Source organism: Serratia fonticola, assembly GCF_001006005.1.
GTDB lineage: Bacteria > Pseudomonadota > Gammaproteobacteria > Enterobacterales > Enterobacteriaceae > Chania > Chania fonticola.
Window position 1 is genome coordinate 4988262 of record NZ_CP011254.1, and the last position, 19622, is coordinate 5007883.

A 19622-nucleotide genomic window follows, 5' to 3' on the forward strand; every position below is an offset into this window, starting at 1 on the left:
GGCCATCTGGCCCCGTGTAATCATAGCCTTGCTGGCTTACAACAGCGGTTTCTCACCGCGTTGCCACCAGCGTAACAGCAGACGATCGGCGCTCTCCGCCGCACTGCCGGTAAAGCGGTCGATCAGGCGTTTACGGCGAGCATAGCGCACCCCTACCACCTCATGATTTTCCATCTCGGCAATCAGCAGATCGTCACTGGTGCCGACCGCGTCAACCAGCCCTTTATCTTTCGCCTGAGTGCCATACCAATGCTCACCGGTCGCGACCTCTTCGATAGCTAATGAAGGGCGTTGCTGATGAACAAACTGTTTGAACAACTCGTGGGTTTCGTTCAGATCTTCACGGAATTTTTCCCGCCCTTGTTCGGTATTCTCACCAAACAGGGTCAAGGTGCGTTTGAACTGGCCAGCGGTGTGCAATTCCACATCGATGTTGCTCTTTTGCAGCAAGCGATGGAAGTTGGGGATCTGCGCAACCACGCCGATCGACCCAATGATGGCAAACGGGGCTGCCACAATGCGGTCGGCAACGCAGGCCATCATGTAACCGCCGCTAGCCGCGACCTTATCCACCGCCACCGTCAGGCGGATACCGCCCTTGCGCAGGCGCTCCAGTTGCGACGCTGCCAGACCATAACCGTGCACCACCCCACCAGGGCTCTCCAAACGCAGCAACACCTCGTCTTTGGCCGTCGCTACCGCCAACACGGCAGAGATTTCTTCACGCAGTGAGCTGACCTCATGGGCATCCATGCTGCCCTTGAAATCCAACACATACAGGCAAGGTTTGACTGCCTCTACCGCACCGGCCTTGGCACGCTGCTTTTTCAGCTTGTCATCGGCCTTGTTCTGCTTTTTGAACTGCTTGCTCCAGGCCTTCTGCTCAGCCTCCCCCATGCGGGCAAGGCGCATTTCCCGTTGCATTTCACGATATTGCTCACCCAGGTCGGTAAGCTGTAGTTCCCCTTTCTGCTGGCTCTTGCGCTGCCCAAGGCTCACCGCCAGTAACGCCAGCGCGGCAATAGCAATCACCACCGTGGCGACTTTGGCCAGAAAAAGGCCATAAACAGATATAAACTCCACAGATACCGCCTTTATTTACAGTTTGTTAGTGTGATCCCGTTCATTTTAGCCAATCGCCACCAAGGCTGTCGCGCCTAAATGAAAATTCAGATGGATGAACGGCTCAGCATGCTGCGCACCTACGTGCTATGGGGTTGCCCGCATCGATAACCAAGCCGCTATTGTACCGTTTTTGTTACAAAAGAATGCCGTTTCTGTAGGTTACTCATTGAAAATGCGATCCATTTCAGGCATATAACAGACATTATTCATTAAATTACTGACAAAAATTCGCAGCGGATCGCCATTGTGGTTGAGCAACCCTGCTCCTGCCAGCGATCCGCAATCCACCCAAGCTCCCAGCCATAGCGCGGGAGCCGCCAACCAGGCGCGAGGAACTATTGTGCATTACCAACCTAAGCAGGATCTGCTCGAACAACGAATTATTCTGGTGACCGGGGCGGGCGACGGCATTGGCCGAGAAGCGGCGCTGACTTACGCTCGCTACGGCGCACAGCTAGTGCTGCTTGGCCGCACGGAAAGCAAACTGCAGGCCGTTCAGGCCGAAATTGCCGCCATCTCCAGCGCCCCGACGCATATCGTTACGCTGGATTTGTTACACACCACGCCAGAACAGTGCCAAACCCTGGCGGCCGACTTGGCCACCAAGGTGCCACGTCTGGACGGCGTATTGCAAAACGCCGGCCTGTTGGGTGACATCGCCCCAATGGCCGAACTTTCGATGACCATGTGGAACGAAGTGATGCAGGTCAACGTGAATGCCACCTTCATGCTTACCCAGGCGCTGCTGCCGTTGCTGCTGAAATCCAATGCAGGATCGTTGGTGTTCACCAGTTCCAGCGTCGGCCGCACCGGCCGTGCTGGCTGGGGGGCCTATGCCGTTTCCAAGTTTGCTACCGAAGGGATGATGCAGGTATTGGCCGATGAGTATAAAAACCGTAACTTGCGGGTAAACTGCATCAATCCGGGCGGAACTCGCACTAAAATGCGTGCATCTGCATTCCCGCAGGAAGATAAAAACAAGCTGAAAACACCGGCCGATATCATGCCGTTGTATCTGTATTTGATGGGCGATGACAGCCGCCGTAAAACTGGCATGAGCTTCGACGCTCAGCCCAACCGTAAACCCGGCGCCGCCGAATAAGGAAGCTTTTAACATGGCTGAAGATCGTCACCAACAACGCCAGCAACGGCTGAAAGAACAGGTGGATGCCCGCATTGCCGCCGCGCAGGAAACCCGCGGTCTGTTGCTGGTCTTTACCGGCAATGGCAAAGGCAAGACCACCGCTGCATTTGGCACCGTCACCCGCGCCGTCGGCCACGGGATGAAGGCTGGAGTGATCCAGTTTATCAAAGGCCAATGGCCCAACGGCGAGAAAAACCTGCTGCAACAGCACGGCGTGGAATTTCAGGTGATGGCAACCGGCTTTACCTGGGAAACTCAGGATCGGGAAAGTGATACCGCCGCCTGTCAGGCCGTCTGGCAACACGGTAAGCGGATGTTGGCCGACAGCAGCCTGGATATGGTGCTGATGGACGAGTTGACCTATATGGTGAGCTACGGCTATTTAGAGCTGGCAGAGCTGCTGGAGGCGCTTGAGCAGCGTCCTGCGCACCAGACGGTGATTATCACGGGGCGTGGCTGTCATCGCGATTTGCTGGAGCTGGCGGATACCGTGACGGAGATGCGGCCGGTGAAGCACGCGTTTGAAGCAGGGATCAAGGCTCAGCAGGGCATTGACTGGTAACTGAATAACCCGTGGCCAAGCCAGAAGGCAAGGCCACGGTGATAAATTTAGCTACGCTTGGAAGACTTGGCCGGTTTACCCGGTTTGCTGCTGCCTGGTGCGCCACGACGGCTACCGGGAGCAACCTGGCTGTGACGTTTTACCGCACGGCGGATCTGGTTGGCTTTCACACGGCGGCGATCGCGTTCCACCGGCAGTTTGCTGACGGTTTCCGGTTGCAGTTCCACCAGCTCACGCAGATAGTTGATCGCCTTGAGATCCAGCTCGGTATAGCCGCCACGAGGCAGGCCTTTTGGCAGATCGATATCGCCGTAACGTACGCGGATCAAACGGCTTACCTGCACGCCAACGGCTTCCCACAGGCGACGCACCTCACGGTTACGGCCTTCGGTCAGCGTGACGTTGTACCACTGGTTGATCCCTTCGCCACCCTGGAAGGTGATGGTGCGGAATGCCGCTGGACCATCTTCCAGTTGGACACCTTTGCTCAGTTGCTTGAGCTTTTCGTCGTCGATCTGGCCGAACACGCGCACGGCGTATTCGCGTTCAACTTCGCGGCTTGGGTGCATCAGGCGGTTAGCCAGTTCACCGTCAGTGGTAAACAGCAGCAAGCCTGAGGTATTCACGTCCAAACGCCCTACCGCTACCCAGCGAGAGCCACGCAGTTTTGGCAGGCGATCGAAGACCGTTGGGCGACCTTCTGGATCGCTACGGGTACAGAGTTCACCTTCCGGCTTGTAATAAGCCAGCACGCGGCAAACCGCTTCTTCGGATTCTTTGATCGAGACAACATGACCGTCCAGACGAATTTTCATCCCGGCGACCACTTCAACGCGGTCGCCCAGTTTGGCGATCTTGCCGTCGACGCTGATGCGACCTGCCTCAATCATGGTTTCTATTTCACGACGCGAGCCATGGCCAGCATTCGCTAATACTTTCTGTAACTTTTCGCTCATTGAGCAACCTCTAATGTCGCCTTCACAGGCGTCGGGGGGACTTTGCCGCCACTCTCACCAAGAAGAGGAGGCCGCAAAGATTAGCACTTGGTCAAAACCAACCGCTTATTATACAGGCTTTATCCCTCCTTGGCACTGACTTCGTCCGGCAGTTTAGCGGAAAGGCGCTGGATCGCCCGCCCCTTCACGGATCACTTCCGGGGAGGATTCGGTCAGGTCGATAACCGTGGTTGGCTGCTGGCCCAGGAAACCGCCGTGGATCACCAGATCCACCTGCTTACCAAGGTGTTCGCTGATCTCTTCCGGATCGGATTCGGCAAAGTCATTGCCTGGCAGCATCAGCGTGGTCGACATCATCGGCTCATTGAGCACTTCCAGCAATGCCAGAGCAATCGGGTTGGATGGCACACGCAGGCCGATGGTTTTACGCTTGTCATTCATCAGGCGGCGAGGGACTTCTTTGGTCGCTTTCAGGATGAAGGTGTAATTGCCCGGCGTATTGTTCTTGATCAGGCGAAACGACGAATTGTCCACATAAGCATAGGTCGACAGCTCGGACAGATCGCGGCACATCAGCGTAAAGTTGTGGTTGCCGTCCAATTGGCGAATACGGCAGATACGCTCCAAGGCCGTCTTCTCTTCAAGTTTGCAGCCCAGCGCGTAGCCAGAGTCTGTTGGATAGACGATCACACCGCCCTTGCGCAGCACCTCTACGGCCTGATTGACCAAGCGCGGCTGCGGGTTGTCCGGGTGAATATAAAATAGCTGGCTCATCTGTAACTCCTGAAAATGATGCACGCGAACGACAACGCCCGCGTTAAATCAATTTACGTTGCTCTCTTGGGGCTGTGGCCAATCTCGCCACACCGGTTCAACACCGCCGGGTAACCACAGTTTGCGCCCCAACTCAATCCACGAACAGGGCTGATGGAAATCCGAACCCTGAGACGCCAATAATTGATAGTCCTGCGCATATTTAGCCAACACCGTACGCTCATGGGGGGCTTGCTGACACTGCGCCACCTCCATCGCATCGCCGCCGTGTTCGGCAAAATAGGCCAGCAGGCGTTTCAGCCATTTTGCCGTCAGATCGTAACGGCCCGGATGCGCCATCACCGCTTGGCCACCGGATTGATGAATGACATCAATGGCTTGTTCTATTGTACACCACTGTGGCGGAACATAGCCGATTTTCCCTTTGGCGAGATACTTCTTGAACACCTGCGCCATGTTGTCGGCCATGCCCTGCTGCACCAGAAAACGGGCAAAATGCCCTCTGGTGACCGCCCCATCCCCCGCCAACTGTTGTGCTCCGGCATAGGCATCGGGAATACGTGCTTTCGCTAACCGAACGCCGATTTCTTGCGCACGTAGATTACGGCGCTCGGTCTGTTCGACCAGCAGTTGTAACAGCGCCGGATGGGTGATATCGAGCCCCAGCCCAACAATGTGGATCTCATGGTTTTCCCACAGCGTAGAAATCTCGACGCCGTTAACCAGCTGCAAGGGCAAGGCAAGATCGGCTATCGCGGCCACGGCCTCTGCCAATCCATTAGTGGTGTCGTGATCGGTAATAGCCAGCACGCCAACGCGCATCTCAACGGCTCGCTGCACCAATTGTGTCGGCGTTAAGTAACCGTCCGAAGCGGTGGTGTGGCTGTGGAGATCGTACAGGGTAAAAGCGGAGGATTGTGGGCTGCTGTCTGTCAAAAGGGATATCCTGCTATGGCTTGGCTTTCTATCATACCCGTTATGGTTGGCCGGACGGAAATCTATTCTGCCGATGGCGCTCCCGCCAGATTAACGATTTTACATTAGCCGCTAACATATTGTGCAAAAAGAGAGTTGACATTGCCCCTTTGTTCCAGTTAACTAGTACACAAGTTCACGGCAATGACCGTGTTGGATGAAAATACAGAGAGCAACATGATGACTAAGCACACTTCTCTTCTTCGCTGGTGGCGTACTTCCCAATCAAGGGTCGAGTAATCACGCATACCTGTCATCTGACACTGCAGATTCCCTAGGCCCGCTCATTACAGCGGGCTTTTTTATGGACAAGATTTGACTGGAACTACCGAAGATGAACATCAAACCACAGCTCAAACTACTCACGGCACAGGCCGGTTACCGCAGCGATCCGACGGCGATTTTTCATCAGCTGTGCGGCGCTCGCCCTGCCACCCTGTTGCTGGACTCGGCGGAAATCAACAGCAAGCAAAACCTGAAAAGCCTGCTGATTGTCGACAGTGCCCTGCGCATTACCGCCTTGGGCCGTAAAGTCAGCCTTCGGGCGTTGACTGCTAACGGTGCAGCCCTGCTGCCACTGTTGGATGAAGCCTTGCCTACCGACGTACAAATCCAGGTTCGCCCTAATGGCCGTGAGCTGACCTTCCCGGCAATTGATGCGGTACAAGACGAAGATGCCCGCCTGCGTTCACTGTCGGTGTTTGATGCATTGCGCACGATGCTGACGTTGGTCGATGCGCCAGCCGATGAACGCGAAGCGATGTTGCTCGGTGGCCTGTTTGCCTATGACCTGGTTGCTGGCTTTGAAGACCTGCCAGAGCTGCGCCAAGACCAACGTTGCCCGGACTTCTGTTTCTATCTGGCGGAAACGCTGTTGGTGCTGGATCACCAACGCGGCGTAGCTCGTTTACAAGCCAGCGTATTTAACGGTGACAACGCTGAAACCCTGCGTTTGCAGCAGCGTCTCGAACAGCTTCAGGTGCAATTGCAGCAAACTCCGATCGCCATTCCTCATCAGAAACTGGAAGACATGCAGCTAAGCTGCAATCAGAGCGATGAAGAGTACGGCGCGGTAGTCAGCCAGTTGCAGCAGGCCATCCGCCACGGTGAGATTTTCCAGGTGGTGCCTTCTCGTCGCTTCTCTCTGCCTTGCCCTAACCCGCTGGCGGCTTACCAGACGCTGAAGGAAAACAATCCAAGCCCTTACATGTTCTTTATGCAGGACAACGAGTTCACGCTGTTCGGTGCTTCGCCGGAAAGCGCGCTGAAATATGAAGCTACCAGCCGCCAGATCGAAATCTATCCGATCGCCGGTACTCGTCCTCGCGGACGCCGCGCCGACGGTTCGCTGGATCTGGATCTCGACAGCCGCATCGAACTGGAAATGCGTACCGACCATAAAGAGCTGGCGGAACACCTGATGCTGGTCGATCTGGCCCGCAACGATCTGGCCCGCATCTGTGAAGCTGGCAGCCGCTACGTGGCCGACCTGACCAAGGTAGACCGTTACTCATTCGTGATGCACCTGGTTTCCCGCGTGGTCGGCAAGCTGCGTAGCGATCTCGACGTGCTGCATGCCTATCAGGCCTGTATGAATATGGGCACGTTGAGCGGTGCACCTAAAGTACGCGCCATGCAACTGATTGCCGCCTCTGAAGGCACCCGTCGTGGCAGCTACGGCGGCGCAGTGGGTTACTTTACCGCTCACGGCGATCTCGATACCTGTATTGTCATTCGTTCCGCGTATGTTGAGGACGGTGTTGCCACCGTGCAGGCCGGTGCCGGTGTGGTGCTGGACTCCGTTCCGCAGGCAGAAGCCGATGAAACCCGTAACAAGGCACGTGCCGTGCTGCGTGCCATCGCCAGCGCGCACCAGGCCAAGGAGATTTTCTAATGGCCGATATCTTACTGCTCGACAACGTCGACTCCTTTACCTACAACCTGGTCGATCAACTGCGTGCCAGCGGCCATCAGGTCGTGATTTACCGTAACCAGATTGCCGCCGAGATCATCATCGCGCGCCTGCAACAGATGGAGCAGCCTATTTTAATGCTGTCCCCAGGCCCTGGTACTCCAGCCGACGCTGGTTGTATGCCAGAGCTGTTGCAACGCCTGTGCGGCCAGATGCCAATCATCGGGATCTGTCTCGGCCATCAGGCGATTGTGGAAGCCTATGGCGGCCACGTTGGCCAGGCCGGTGAGATCTTGCACGGCAAGGCGTCTTCCATTACTCACGATAACCAGGGGATGTTTGCCGGTATGGCCAACCCGCTGCCGGTCGCCCGCTATCACTCGCTGGTCGGCAGCAATATCCCTGAAGGACTGACCGTCAATGCTCGCTTCGGCGACATGGTGATGGCAGTGCGTCACGATGAACACCGCGTATGTGGTTTCCAATTCCATCCAGAATCCATTCTGACCACCCAAGGCGCGCGTTTGCTTGAGCAGACGTTGGCCTGGGCGCTGGCGAAATAATCAAGGGGAACCGACTATGCAACCTATTCTTGAAAAACTGTATCGCTCGGAGTCGATGAGCCAGGAAGAAAGCCAGCAGTTATTCAGCGCTATCGTGCGCGGTGAGCTGGAACCTAGCCAACTGGCGGCGGCCTTGATCAGCATGAAGATCCGCGGTGAGCACCCGGAAGAAATCGCCGGAGCAGCCAAGGCGCTCTTGGCCGATGCTTTACCGTTCCCACGCCCGGACTATGCCTTCGCGGATATCGTCGGCACCGGCGGTGACGGCACCAACAGCATCAATATCTCCACGGCCAGCGCCTTTGTCGCCGCGGCCTGTGGGGTCAAGGTGGCCAAGCACGGCAACCGCAGCGTCTCCAGCCGTTCCGGTTCATCCGATCTGTTGGCCGCCTTCGGGATCCGCCTGGATCTGCCTGCGGAAGAATCTCGCAAGGCATTGGATGAACTGGGCGTGTGTTTCCTGTTTGCACCGCAGTATCACACCGGTTTTCGCCATGCGATGCCGGTACGCCAACAGTTGAAGACCCGCACGGTGTTCAACGTACTCGGCCCGTTGATTAACCCGGCTCGCCCACCGTTGGCGTTGATTGGGGTCTATAGCCCGGAGCTGGTGTTGCCAATCGCCCAAACCCTGCGCGTATTGGGTTATCAGCGCGCCGCCGTCGTGCACGGTGGCGGTATGGATGAAGTGGCGATCCACACCACCACTCACGTAGCCGAGCTGAATGACGGCGAAATTGAAAGTTATCAGCTGACGCCTAAATCTTTTGGGTTGGACAGCTACCCGCTGGGCTCTCTGCTGGGCGGGTCGCCGGAAGAAAATCGTGACATTCTGGCAAGGTTGTTACAAGGTAAAGGCGAGCCAGCGCACGCCGCGGCAGTCGCCGCCAACGTCGCACTGTTGCTGAAACTATTCGGACAGGAAGACCTGCGCCAGAACGCGCAGCAGGCATTGGAAATGATCCACAGTGGGCAGGCTTACCAGCGTGTCACTGCTTTGGCAGCAAGAGGATAAATGATGCAGGAAACCGTGCTCAACAAGATTGTTCGTGACAAGGCGCAGTGGGTCGCGGCACGTAAGCAACAACAGCCATTAGCCAGCTTTCAAAACGAAATCGTGCCAAGCGAGCGTAGCTTTTATCATGCGCTACAAGGCGCCAGAACGGCATTTATTCTCGAATGCAAGAAAGCCTCTCCTTCCAAGGGGCTGATCCGCGAGAATTTTGACCCGGTGGAAATCGCCTCGGTGTATAAAGACTTCGCCTCGGCGATCTCGGTGCTGACTGATGAGCAATACTTCCAGGGCAGCTTCGATTTTCTGCCGCTGGTGAGTAAAACCGTGACCCAGCCGGTACTGTGTAAGGACTTTATGATCGACCCTTACCAAATCTATCTGGCACGTCACTACCAGGCCGACGCCATTCTGTTGATGCTGTCAGTGCTCGATGACGAACAGTACCGCCAACTTGCCGCGGTGGCACACAGCCTGAATATGGGCGTGCTGACCGAGGTGATCAGCGAAGAGGAATTACAGCGCGCGGTACAGCTCGAAGCCAAAGTGATTGGCATCAACAACCGCGATCTGCGCGATCTGTCTATCGATCTGGATCGCACCCGCACCCTGGCTCCTAAAGTGCCACATGGCGTGACGGTGATCAGCGAGTCCGGCATCAATAACTATCGCCAGATCCGTGAACTCAGCCGCTATGCCAACGGTTTTCTGATCGGCAGCGCCTTGATGTCGGAAACCAACCTGCGCAGCGCGGTACGCCGCGTGATCCTGGGCGACAACAAGGTCTGCGGCCTGACCCGGCCGCAAGATGCTGCAGCCGCTTATCAGGCAGGTGCCAACTACGGCGGTCTGATCTTCGTTGGCCGTTCCCCGCGTAACGTGGACATTGCCCACTCCAGGGAAGTGATCGCCGGAGCGCCGTTGAAATATGTGGGCGTTTTCTGTGATGCGCCGATCGCTACGGTAGCGCAAACTGCCGAGCTCCTTGGTCTGCATGCGGTGCAAATGCACGGCGCGGAAGACCAGGCTTATATCAACGCCCTGCGCGCCGAGCTGCCAGCCACCTGTCAGATCTGGAAAGCCTTGAGCGTAAAAGACAGCCTACCCGCTCGCGATCTGCAACAGGTCGATCGTTACCTGCTGGATAACGGCGCTGGCGGTACCGGAGTTCGCTTTGACTGGTCAGTGTTGCAGGGCCAAACGCTGGACAACGTGATGCTGGCTGGCGGCCTGAGTGCAGACAACTGCGTAGATGCAGCCCAACTGGGCTGTGCGGGCCTCGATTTTAACTCTGGCGTAGAGAGCCAACCCGGCATCAAAGATGCCGAGCGTCTGGCGGCGGTGTTCCAAACCCTGCGCGCCTACTGATTGCGAACCTCATTTAACGGATAATAACGGGAAAAATAATGACGCTGCTTAACCCTTACTTCGGCGAATTTGGCGGTCAGTACGTGCCGCAAATTTTGATGCCAGCCCTGAAACAACTGGAAGAGGCCTTCGTCAGCGCCCAGCGTGACCCAGAGTTCCAGGCAGAGTTTATCGATCTGCTGAAAAACTATGCGGGTCGCCCAACAGCACTGACGCTGTGCAAAAACCTGACTGCCGGTAGCAAAACCAAGCTCTACCTGAAGCGTGAAGATCTGCTGCACGGCGGTGCCCATAAGACCAACCAGGTATTGGGCCAGGCGCTGCTTGCCAAACGCATGGGCAAAACCGAGATCATCGCGGAAACCGGCGCAGGCCAACACGGTGTGGCCTCTGCGCTGGCCTGTGCCCTGCTCGGTCTGAAATGCCGTATCTACATGGGCGCCAAGGACATCGAACGCCAGTCACCTAACGTATTTCGTATGCGCCTGATGGGAGCAGAAGTGATCCCGGTGCACAGCGGCTCTTCCACGCTGAAAGATGCCTGTAACGAAGCGCTGCGCGACTGGTCTGGCTCTTACGAAAAGGCCCACTACATGCTGGGCACTGCCGCAGGCCCGCACCCGTTCCCGACCATCGTGCGTGAATTCCAACGCATGATCGGCGAAGAAACCAAAGCTCAGGTGCTGGAGCGTGAAGGCCGTCTGCCGGATGCCGTATTGGCCTGCGTTGGCGGCGGTTCCAACGCCATCGGCATGTTTGCCGACTTTATCGATGATACCAGCGTTGGCCTGATCGGCGTTGAACCCGCGGGCCTGGGGATCGAAACCGGCCAGCATGGTGCGCCGCTGAAACATGGCAAGGTGGGGATCTACTTCGGTATGAAATCACCCATGATGCAAACCTCTGAAGGCCAGATCGAGGAGTCTTACTCGATTTCCGCCGGTTTGGACTTCCCTTCCGTTGGCCCGCAGCACGCCTATCTCAACAGCATCGGCCGTGCAGAATACGTGTCGATCACCGATGATGAAGCGCTGGAGGCTTTCAAGGAGCTTTCCCGCCACGAAGGGATTATCCCGGCGTTGGAGTCTTCCCATGCCCTCGCACACGCGTTGAAAATGATCCGTGAAGAGCCGCAGAAAGAACAGATCCTGGTGGTTAACCTGTCCGGCCGCGGCGACAAAGACATATTTACCGTTCACGACATTCTGAAAGCACGGGGAGAAATCTGATGGAACGTTATCAGCAACTGTTCAAACGGTTGGAAAATAATAAAGAAGGCGCCTTTGTGCCGTTTGTCACCCTCGGCGACCCAAACCCGACGCTATCGTTACAGATCATTGATACGCTGGTGGAGAACGGTGCAGATGCCTTGGAGTTGGGGATCCCTTTCTCGGATCCTCTGGCCGATGGCCCAACCATTCAAAGTGCAGCTCTGCGTGCTTTCGCTTCTGGGGTTACGCCAACGCACTGTTTCGAAATGCTGGCGGCGATCCGTCAGAAGCACCCTGATATTCCGATTGGCCTGCTGATGTACGCCAACCTGGTGTTCCACGGCGGTATTGACGCATTTTATCAGCGCTGTGCGCAGGCCGGTGTAGATTCCGTGTTGATCGCGGACGTGCCTTTCGAAGAGTCCGCGCCTTTCCGCGCGGCGGCAACTCGCCACGGTATTGCGCCAATCTATATTTGTCCGCCAAATGCGGATGAAGATTTACTGCGTGAAATCTCGTCCCACGGCCGGGGTTACACTTACCTGCTGTCACGCGCCGGAGTAACCGGAACGGAAAGCCGGGCACAGTTACCGCTGCACCACCTGGTCAATAAGCTGCGCGAGTATCATGCGGCACCACCGCTGCAAGGCTTTGGCATCTCTGAACCATCACAGGTCAAGGATGCGTTGCAAGCCGGGGCTGCCGGGGCAATCTCCGGTTCGGCAATTGTTAAAATCATCGAACAGAATCTGGCTCAACCAGCAGAAATGTTGGCAAAGCTAGGCAAGTTTGTCCGTGAAATGAAAGCCGCTACCCGCGTTTAATCTCTCCCCTCAATCACCGGATACTGCAAAGGTATCCGGTGATAACACTTTGTTTACCCTCATTCTTGCTACAGATATTTTTTGCAAACAGTTTGAACAAACCCGCATCCTGCCCCACAATCATACTTACCGCTATTTATTCGGTGGTTCAGTGCATACGTTCCCGTTAGCTGATTGAAATCAGCCTGTAGTTTCAACAATAACATTTGCAAGGAGAGTCACTTATGAAGCTATTTAAAACCCTTTCGGCGCTGTGCATGGCGGCTATTTTGGCTATGGCAGTTTCTGCCTGTGCTCCAACGGCAAAATCTGAAGGGACTGGCGGCTATATCGACGATACGGTCGTCACTACCAAGGTGAAGTCAGCTCTGCTGGCGGATAAAACCATCAAATCAACCGAAATCAGCGTCGAGACCTTTAAAGGCAAGGTTCAGTTAAGCGGTTTCGTCAGCTCTAGCGCCGATGCCAATCGCGCCGTTCAGGTGACTCGCGGCGTAGCGGGTGTTAAATCGGTCGAAAATGATATGCGCATTAAATAACTAAAGAGGGAGGCGCCGAACAGCGCCTCCTTATTGCAGCGTAGCTTAGAAGCGGTAGCCCGCACCAAACATAAACACAAATGGATCCAGCCGTGTATCAATGCTCTGACTTGGGCCACCAGCAACATCAAATCGGGTCTTGGTTTCGATATTCATCCACCAGACCGACATGTTCAGCATCCAGTGCTCATCCAGGTTGTAATCCATCCCCGCCTGGGCAGCAACACCCCAAGAATCTTTCAGATCCAGGTTGCTTAAACCCGCGCTTTTACCGTAGTCGTTGAACTTCTCATCAAAGAACGTGGTGTAGTTTACGCCAACGCCCAGATAAGGGCGTAGTTTGTCCTGCTTGTCACCAAAGTAGTACTGTGCCATCAGCGTTGGTGGCAGTTGGTGCACTGTTGCAATATCCTGGCCCGCCAAGGTAACTTTATGGCGGAATGGGGTCGCAGCCAGCAGTTCAACCCCGATATTGTCCGTCACCATATAACCGAACGTCAGGCCGAGCTGAGTGTTGTTTTTAGCATCGAGCGTCCCCAGCCCTAAAACGTTGTCCGAACCTGCATTAGGACGAACTGTTGCAGTCCCTGCACGGAACAGGAAATCACCCGCTTGATGCGCGCTTGCTACCATAGGAGCCATCAGAGCCCCTAACACCACCAGAGTTGTCTTTTTCATTATCCATTCCATTTGTGTGGTTTACAGTCCCGATGAATATACCTATTAACAGGTATTTATGATCCCATCGAGATCACATCTTAAGTGTAAAAATTTAAATTCCCACCAAAAACAAAGCCACCTAAGGTGTTAATAAATCGATAATTGATCTGAATCAATAAACGCCTTTTGTTGCAAATTTTATGCATGTTTACATTTCTGTTACCGAAAAAAGTTGCTAAAAAAAATGCCGCTGCGTAATTTCATCATTCCTGTTGGTTTTGGTTGGGCCGGTAAGGAGTCGGTGGCAATCAAGATGAGCGAAATTCAAAATCCCTGCACCAGCTGCGGCGCCTGCTGCGGTTATTTCCGAGTATCATTCTATTGGGCCGAAGCGGAAGATGGCGGCGGCGTGGTACCTATATCCTTAACTGAACCCTTGAGCCCCTTTCTGCGCTGTATGCAGGGAACCAACAGCAAGTCCCCACGCTGCACTTCGCTAGTGGGTGAAATTGGTCAGGCGGTATCCTGTTCGATCTACCCCAATCGCCCTAGCCCCTGCCGCGAATTCGATCAATCCGGGGAAAATGGCCTGCGCAATGAAGCCTGCGATCGGGCCCGTGAGCGCTACGGCCTGCTGCCCTTGCCGGTTCCCCTACCATTATCATTGTCAGAGACCATAATCGCCCAAGAAATCAGCACAGTGCCATTCGCGGGGTGCCACAGCGGAGCGGAACAAGGTACAATCGCCCACTGATTTAACTATGTTCCCGACGCCAAGGAGTCTGCATGCCAAGCATGCCAATTACGGCCAACACGTTGTACCGTGACAGTTTTAACTTTTTCCGTAATCAGGTTGCCAGCATTGTGCTGTTGGCATTGCTGACCGCATTCATTTCTGTGCTGCTTAATCAGGCATTTAGCCCCGATATCGAGCAGTTGAAGATCCTGACCGCGACGGAAAGTGATTTGGCCTCCAACGCCGGTGCCGGCATGGGGATCCAGGAAATCATTCAGCAAATGACGCCTGAACAGCAGATGGTGCTGTTGAAAGTATCCGCCGCCGCCACGATTTCCGCTTTAGTGGGTAACGTGCTGCTGGTGGGGGGCATGTTGACGCTGATCCGCCTGGTTTCTGAAGGCCAGCGTACCAGTGCGCTGCGGGCTATCGGGATATCTGCCCCGCTATTACCGCGTTTACTGTTGCTGCTGTTTGTCTGCACCTTGCTGACCCAGCTTGGCCTGACGCTGTTCGTCGTGCCCGGTGTGATCATGGCGATCTCGTTCTCGTTGGCCCCGGTGATTTCCGTGGCCGATGGGAAAGGCATGTTTGCCTCACTGAAGTTGAGCTGCAAGCTGGCCTTTGCTAACGCGCGGGTGATCGTACCGGCGATGATGCTGTGGTTGGCGGCCAAACTGCTGGTGTTGTTTATGGTCAGCCACTTGTCGGTGTTGACGCCACACGTTGCCAGCGTGGTGCTGACCGCATTGAGCAACCTGGTTTCTGCCCTGCTGCTGATTTATCTGTTCCGTCTATATATGTTACTGCGTGACACGGCGCCCGCTTCTGGCGTGTCCTTAGATAAAAGATAAACAGGGTCGGTTGACGTTTAAGGGCACGCTTTTAGCGTGCCCTTTTTATTTACTGTGCCGTGCCCGGTTCGGCCTGTTCCTTACTTTGTATCAGCTTGAGTGCCAGATAAAGGTCGGGTACCAGGATCAGATCCTTATCGCGCCCCACCTGATTGATACGGAACCAGCGTGTTAACTCGGTGCGCCGTCCGGCCAGCACCAGCTTTACGTTACGCTGTAACAAATCACGTTTTAGCTCATCAATGGCCGCCAGCACGCTGATATCCGCATGGGTAAAACTGGCTACCGCATCCACCACCACCCAACGTGGTTGGAACGGCGTACTGTCGACCAGATTGAGGATGCGCCGTTTGAAGTAGGCCACGTTAAAATAGGTCAACGGGGAGTTAAAGCGGTACATCATCACGCCCTGCACCGCCTTCACCCCGTTGTTGTTGCCCATTGAGTGGATCATGCCTTCCTCATTGACCCCCAGCAGTTGCTCCGTGGGGCGGAACACGGTGCGGAGAAACTGCATCAGGCCAAGCAATACCGCCAAGCCAATGCCGCTGATCACCCCCACCAGCAGCACGCTGACGAAGGTGAAGGCCGCCAGCCTGAACGCCTGGGCGTTGCGCTTGCGCAGGATCCAGATGCCGCGAATGTCGATCAACGACCAGGCGGCGTACATCAGCACCACGCCTAATCCGGCCACCGGAATAAATTGCAGCGGCGAAGTCAGGAACAGCAGCACAATGCCAATGACAATGGCGGCAATAATTGATACCAGCTGGCTTTTGCCGCCATTGGCATCGTTTACCGCCGTACGCGAATCGGCTCCGCTGATGGCAAAACCTTGCGACAGAGCGGAAACAATGTTTACCAGCCCAAGCGCACGGAACTCCGCATCGGCATTAACTTCGTAGCCATTTTTCGCCGCGAAGCTGCGCGCCGTAAGCATCATGCTGACAAAGCTGACCACCGCCAGGTTGAGCGCCGGTATCACCATGTCACGCAGTAAGCCCGGCTGAAAATCCGGCCATTGAACGATAGGCAGCATGCCGCTGAAGCCCCCTACGGTAATAATACCGTGCTGCTGCAAATTAGCCGCCCAGGTGATGAAGGCGACCAGCACGATGGCAAACAACGGCGCAGGCCAGTTAGGCCGCAGCTTTTTAACCCCCACCAGCATTGCCAGTGTAAGCAATGAAATGCCCATCGTCGGCCAATCGCTATGCAGAATGTTACCGGGCAAGGCATAAATACGTTCAATCAGCTGCGCCGGTGGCGTACCGAACCCCAGCACTTTACCAATCTGATCGACGATGATGGTCACCGCCACGCCATTCAGCAATCCGCTGAGGATTGGGCGCGAAAGCAGGTCTGCCAAGGCCCCTAGCCGGAAGCGGCTGGCCAGCAAACACCAAGCTCCCGTCATGGCGGTCATCATGATGGTGAGCTGCCAGTGCAGCTCCATACTTCCTGCGGCCAGCGGAGTCACCACAGCAGCGATCACCGCACAGGTGGCCGCATCCGGCCCAACAATCAACTGCCGCGACGAGCCAAAAATGGCATAGGCGATCATCGGTAAAATACAGGAGTAAAGCCCGACCACCGGACTGACACCGGCCAATTCGGCATAGGCGATCGCCACCGGCAAAGCTACCGCTGCAACCGATAACCCCGCACGAATATCCGGCTTCAACCAACTGCGTTCATATCCTAACAAATGCGTCAAACCGGGCGTCCACGCCCGCAGAGACTTCCATTGCATAGCTATTTTCCATGGTAAATTATGCGGCTATTATTATGCTTAATATGCGTGGTACACCCAGCGCTTGCAAATAACCGACGGTAACAATCGTAAGTTTATGCAAATTCTGGTGTTTACAGCAGCAATCTACCGGACGAACACCGATAATCTGCCCTTTAGTGCGATACACAGAACGCGCCAAATCCGGTATAGTCGCCCGATGAACCTATGATGGATTGATTTATGAAGCAGTTTCTTGATTTTCTACCCCTGATTGTCTTTTTTGCCTTTTATAAGCTTTACGATATCTACGTCGCCTCAGGTGCCTTGATCGTCGCTACCGCCCTGGCACTGGTCTTTACCTGGCTGAAATATCGCAAGGTAGAGAAGATGACGCTGATCACCTTTGCCATGGTCGCCGTATTCGGTACCTTGACCCTGGTGTTCCACAACGACCTGTTTATCAAATGGAAGGTCACGGCCATCTACACCCTGTTCGCTCTGGCGTTGCTGATCAGCCAACTGATACTGAAAAAGCCGCTGATCCAACGCATGCTGGGTAAAGAGCTGACCCTGCCGGACAGCGTCTGGAACCACCTTAACATTGCCTGGGCCCTGTTCTTCCTGGCCTGCGGCTTGGCCAATATCTATGTGGCATTCTGGATGCCGCAGGACGTTTGGGTTAACTTCAAGGTATTTGGCCTGACCGTGCTGACGCTGGTCTTCACCCTGTTGAGCGGTATCTATATTTACCGTCATATGCCAGAAGAGCAGAAGAAATAATGACCGAGCAACGACCTTTGCCTAGCGGTGAGCTGGTGCTGCGCACGCTGGCCATGCCAGCAGATACCAATGCCAACGGCGATATCTTTGGCGGCTGGCTGATGTCGCAAATGGACATCGGCGGCGCGATCCTGGCCAAAGAGATAGCCGAAGGGCGCGTGGTGACCGTGCGGGTAGACGGCATGACCTTTCTCAAGCCGGTGGCCGTGGGTGACGTGGTGTGCTGCTATGCCAACTGTATCCGCAGTGGCCGCAGCTCGATTACCATCAATGTGGAAGTTTGGGTCAAGAAGGTGTCTTCTGCCCCCATCGGCCAGCGCTACCGTGCCACGGAAGCGGTCTTTACCTATGTAGCGGTAGATGACGGCGGCAGCCCTCGCGCCCTGCCAGACGGTAAGATGAACTTCCGCGTTGGCGAGTAAGCCTACGCCAGATAGCAAAAAGGTCGCAAACGCGACCTTTTTTATTGCTTACTCAACCGTCGAACCTTCCATTTTGAAGACGATGGTCTTCGTCAGGTTCTGCGCGGTTTTGGCTTCATAGCGCCATTTACGCATTGCCTGTTTCACCTCACGTTCGAACATATTACGTGGTTCTGCGGACAGAATACGCACGTTTGTGACCCGCCCGTCGCTATCGACATCGAACTGAACCTTGACCTTGCCTTCGATCTGCAATGCCTGGGCGCGCGGTGGATACATCGGCTTGCCGATGCTCAGGGCTTTCGGCCCCAACTCACGAGAAGTTCCCGGCGCGGGTGCAGATGGTGCCTGTTTAACCGGTGCCTTGTCGATCGGTTTGGCTTCGGATTGATTGTCGAACGGCGAAGGTTCACGCGGTTCGGTCTTCTTCACTTCACGCTTGACCGACTTCTCTACCTTCGGCTTCGGTTTTGGCTTCGGCTTGGGTTTCTCCGGCTCCGGTTTAGGAATGGCTACCGGTACCGGCGGTGGCGGCTCGGGCTCCGGGATCGGTTCTGGCTCAGGCTCAGGCTCTACCTGTGGCTCCGGTTCCGCCGCAGCCGGCGGTGGCGGTTCTGCCAACGCGGTCATATTCACCATCATGACGCTGATAGGGGCATCTTCCTGCTTAGGCAGCTCCAACACTTCGTTGACGGAAGCGTAGAGCAAGGCGGCCACCAGGGCACTGTGCAAACCAACGGAGAGGACAATTGGCACGGAAATTCGGCGAATAAGGAACATTTTGTTTAGCGGCATAATGATTCTGTTTCCTCTGGTGCGCCAAGTTTAAATGCAAATAGCAATCATATTCAATAACGAAAGACAAACTATCGCTTTAATCGGCATCATTAGGCGCTAAAACCAGCAAACTCATAGGGATATTAACTTTTAATTAGCCTTTTATTGAGCTTTGCATACGGATTGTTAACCAATGTGTTCCCTCACTCGTCAATCGCAGCTCACGCAGCTATCCTCAGCACGGTAATGAATTTTTATCTGGATTGGCATTCCCTTGTCACAGGTTTTGCGCTACTTTGTGATTACCGTTGTATGGCAATGATTTTAAAGGTGAAATATGCTTTATCTGATCTACGCACAAGACGTACCTGGCACGCTGGAACAGCGCATGGCCGTTCGCCCCGCCCATCTGGCTCGCCTGCAGGCGCTGCGTGATGAAGGCCGCTTGGTGGTCGCTGGCCCTAACCCGGCTATCGATAGCAACGATCCAGGCCAGGCTGGATTTACCGGTTCTACCGTGATCGCCGAGTTCCCTTCGCTGGAGGTGGCAAAATCCTGGGCAGCACAAGACCCGTACGTGGACGCTGGCGTATACGGCGAAGTCACGGTGAAACCGTTTAAACAGGTATTTTAAGCAAAAAAAAGCCAGCACGGAGGTGGCTGGCTAAAAGTGGGTTCTTCGAGGGAATATCT

At 55.2% G+C, this 19622-nt stretch carries 21 protein-coding genes and 1 other annotated feature; of the genes, 14 read left to right on the forward strand and 7 right to left on the reverse strand.

Features of this window, described 5'->3' with window-relative positions; all coding sequences use genetic code 11:
* Window positions 1–36: 36 nt before the first annotated feature.
* Window positions 37–1083 (reverse strand): protease SohB, encoded by a 1047-nt coding sequence (sohB, locus tag WN53_RS22070; RefSeq protein WP_024486385.1) that lies wholly within the window; start codon window positions 1081–1083, stop codon window positions 37–39.
* 382 nt (window positions 1084–1465) lie between these two features.
* On the opposite strand from sohB, the gene WN53_RS22075 reads away from it, so the two are divergent.
* Window positions 1466–2227, forward strand: coding sequence for a YciK family oxidoreductase (locus WN53_RS22075; RefSeq protein WP_024486386.1), 762 nt, complete (start codon window positions 1466–1468; stop codon window positions 2225–2227).
* Window positions 2228–2240: 13 nt separating this feature from the next.
* The gene (gene cobO, locus WN53_RS22080; protein WP_024486387.1) at window positions 2241–2831 is read left to right on the forward strand and encodes a cob(I)yrinic acid a,c-diamide adenosyltransferase; all 591 of its coding nucleotides are present in this window, start codon (window positions 2241–2243) and stop codon (window positions 2829–2831) included.
* Window positions 2832–2878: 47 nt separating this feature from the next.
* On the opposite strand, the gene rluB is transcribed toward cobO, so the two are convergent.
* From rluB to rnm, 3 genes are all read right to left on the reverse strand, one after another.
* Window positions 2879–3787 (reverse strand): 23S rRNA pseudouridine(2605) synthase RluB, encoded by a 909-nt coding sequence (gene rluB / locus WN53_RS22085; protein WP_024486388.1) that lies wholly within the window; start codon window positions 3785–3787, stop codon window positions 2879–2881.
* Window positions 3788–3940: 153 nt separating this feature from the next.
* Window positions 3941–4561: an L-threonylcarbamoyladenylate synthase gene (locus WN53_RS22090; RefSeq protein WP_021181255.1), complete on the reverse strand. Its 621-nt coding sequence runs from the start codon at window positions 4559–4561 to the stop codon at window positions 3941–3943.
* 48 nt (window positions 4562–4609) lie between these two features.
* A complete protein-coding gene (gene rnm, locus WN53_RS22095) occupies window positions 4610–5497 on the reverse strand; it encodes an RNase RNM (protein ID WP_024486389.1) in 888 nt (295 codons plus the stop codon).
* Window positions 5498–5737: 240 nt separating this feature from the next.
* Window positions 5738–5842, forward strand: a sequence feature (Trp leader region).
* 28 nt (window positions 5843–5870) lie between these two features.
* On the opposite strand from rnm, the gene WN53_RS22100 reads away from it, so the two are divergent.
* From WN53_RS22100 to WN53_RS22130, 7 genes are all read left to right on the forward strand, one after another.
* A complete protein-coding gene (locus WN53_RS22100) occupies window positions 5871–7430 on the forward strand; it encodes an anthranilate synthase component 1 (protein WP_024486390.1) in 1560 nt (519 codons plus the stop codon).
* The gene (locus WN53_RS22105; RefSeq protein ID WP_024486391.1) at window positions 7430–8011 is read left to right on the forward strand and encodes a glutamine amidotransferase-related protein; all 582 of its coding nucleotides are present in this window, start codon (window positions 7430–7432) and stop codon (window positions 8009–8011) included. The genes WN53_RS22100 and WN53_RS22105 overlap by 1 nt, the downstream gene beginning before the upstream one ends.
* 16 nt (window positions 8012–8027) lie before the next feature.
* Window positions 8028–9026 (forward strand): anthranilate phosphoribosyltransferase, encoded by a 999-nt coding sequence (trpD, locus tag WN53_RS22110; protein WP_021181251.1) that lies wholly within the window; start codon window positions 8028–8030, stop codon window positions 9024–9026.
* 3 nt (window positions 9027–9029) lie between these two features.
* A complete protein-coding gene (trpCF, locus tag WN53_RS22115) occupies window positions 9030–10391 on the forward strand; it encodes a bifunctional indole-3-glycerol-phosphate synthase TrpC/phosphoribosylanthranilate isomerase TrpF (RefSeq protein WP_174469091.1) in 1362 nt (453 codons plus the stop codon).
* Between the two features lie 38 nt (window positions 10392–10429).
* Window positions 10430–11620, forward strand: coding sequence for a tryptophan synthase subunit beta (gene trpB / locus WN53_RS22120; protein ID WP_024486835.1), 1191 nt, complete (start codon window positions 10430–10432; stop codon window positions 11618–11620).
* Window positions 11620–12426: a tryptophan synthase subunit alpha gene (gene trpA / locus WN53_RS22125; RefSeq protein WP_021806584.1), complete on the forward strand. Its 807-nt coding sequence runs from the start codon at window positions 11620–11622 to the stop codon at window positions 12424–12426. Before trpB ends, trpA begins: the two co-directional genes overlap by 1 nt.
* Window positions 12427–12650: 224 nt before the next feature.
* Window positions 12651–12965, forward strand: coding sequence for a BON domain-containing protein (locus WN53_RS22130; RefSeq protein ID WP_024486834.1), 315 nt, complete (start codon window positions 12651–12653; stop codon window positions 12963–12965).
* A 45-nt stretch (window positions 12966–13010) separates the two neighbouring features.
* Here the strand turns inward: WN53_RS22130 and ompW are convergent, their stop codons facing one another.
* On the reverse strand, window positions 13011–13643 hold the full coding sequence (ompW, locus tag WN53_RS22135; RefSeq protein ID WP_024486833.1) for an outer membrane protein OmpW: 633 nt from the start codon (window positions 13641–13643) through the stop codon (window positions 13011–13013).
* Window positions 13644–13938: 295 nt separating this feature from the next.
* On the opposite strand from ompW, the gene WN53_RS22140 reads away from it, so the two are divergent.
* On the forward strand, window positions 13939–14379 hold the full coding sequence (locus WN53_RS22140; protein ID WP_024486832.1) for a YkgJ family cysteine cluster protein: 441 nt from the start codon (window positions 13939–13941) through the stop codon (window positions 14377–14379).
* 41 nt (window positions 14380–14420) lie between these two features.
* Window positions 14421–15215 carry a YciC family protein gene (locus WN53_RS22145; RefSeq protein WP_024486831.1) on the forward strand — a complete coding sequence of 265 codons (795 nt, stop codon included), beginning with the start codon at window positions 14421–14423 and terminating at the stop codon, window positions 15213–15215.
* A 49-nt stretch (window positions 15216–15264) separates the two neighbouring features.
* Here the strand turns inward: WN53_RS22145 and WN53_RS22150 are convergent, their stop codons facing one another.
* A complete protein-coding gene (locus WN53_RS22150; RefSeq protein WP_046808292.1) occupies window positions 15265–16968 on the reverse strand; it encodes a SulP family inorganic anion transporter in 1704 nt (567 codons plus the stop codon).
* Window positions 16969–17190: 222 nt separating this feature from the next.
* On the opposite strand from WN53_RS22150, the gene WN53_RS22155 reads away from it, so the two are divergent.
* Window positions 17191–17730, forward strand: coding sequence for a septation protein A (locus WN53_RS22155; RefSeq protein WP_024486859.1), 540 nt, complete (start codon window positions 17191–17193; stop codon window positions 17728–17730).
* Entirely contained in the window at window positions 17730–18152 is a 423-nt protein-coding gene (gene yciA, locus WN53_RS22160; RefSeq protein WP_021181241.1) for an acyl-CoA thioester hydrolase YciA, read from the forward strand. The genes WN53_RS22155 and yciA overlap by 1 nt, the downstream gene beginning before the upstream one ends.
* 48 nt (window positions 18153–18200) lie before the next feature.
* On the opposite strand, the gene tonB is transcribed toward yciA, so the two are convergent.
* Window positions 18201–18947 carry a TonB system transport protein TonB gene (gene tonB, locus WN53_RS22165; protein WP_024486858.1) on the reverse strand — a complete coding sequence of 249 codons (747 nt, stop codon included), beginning with the start codon at window positions 18945–18947 and terminating at the stop codon, window positions 18201–18203.
* Window positions 18948–19266: 319 nt separating this feature from the next.
* On the opposite strand from tonB, the gene WN53_RS22170 reads away from it, so the two are divergent.
* Entirely contained in the window at window positions 19267–19563 is a 297-nt protein-coding gene (locus WN53_RS22170; RefSeq protein ID WP_024486857.1) for a YciI family protein, read from the forward strand.
* Window positions 19564–19622: the final 59 nt, after the last annotated feature.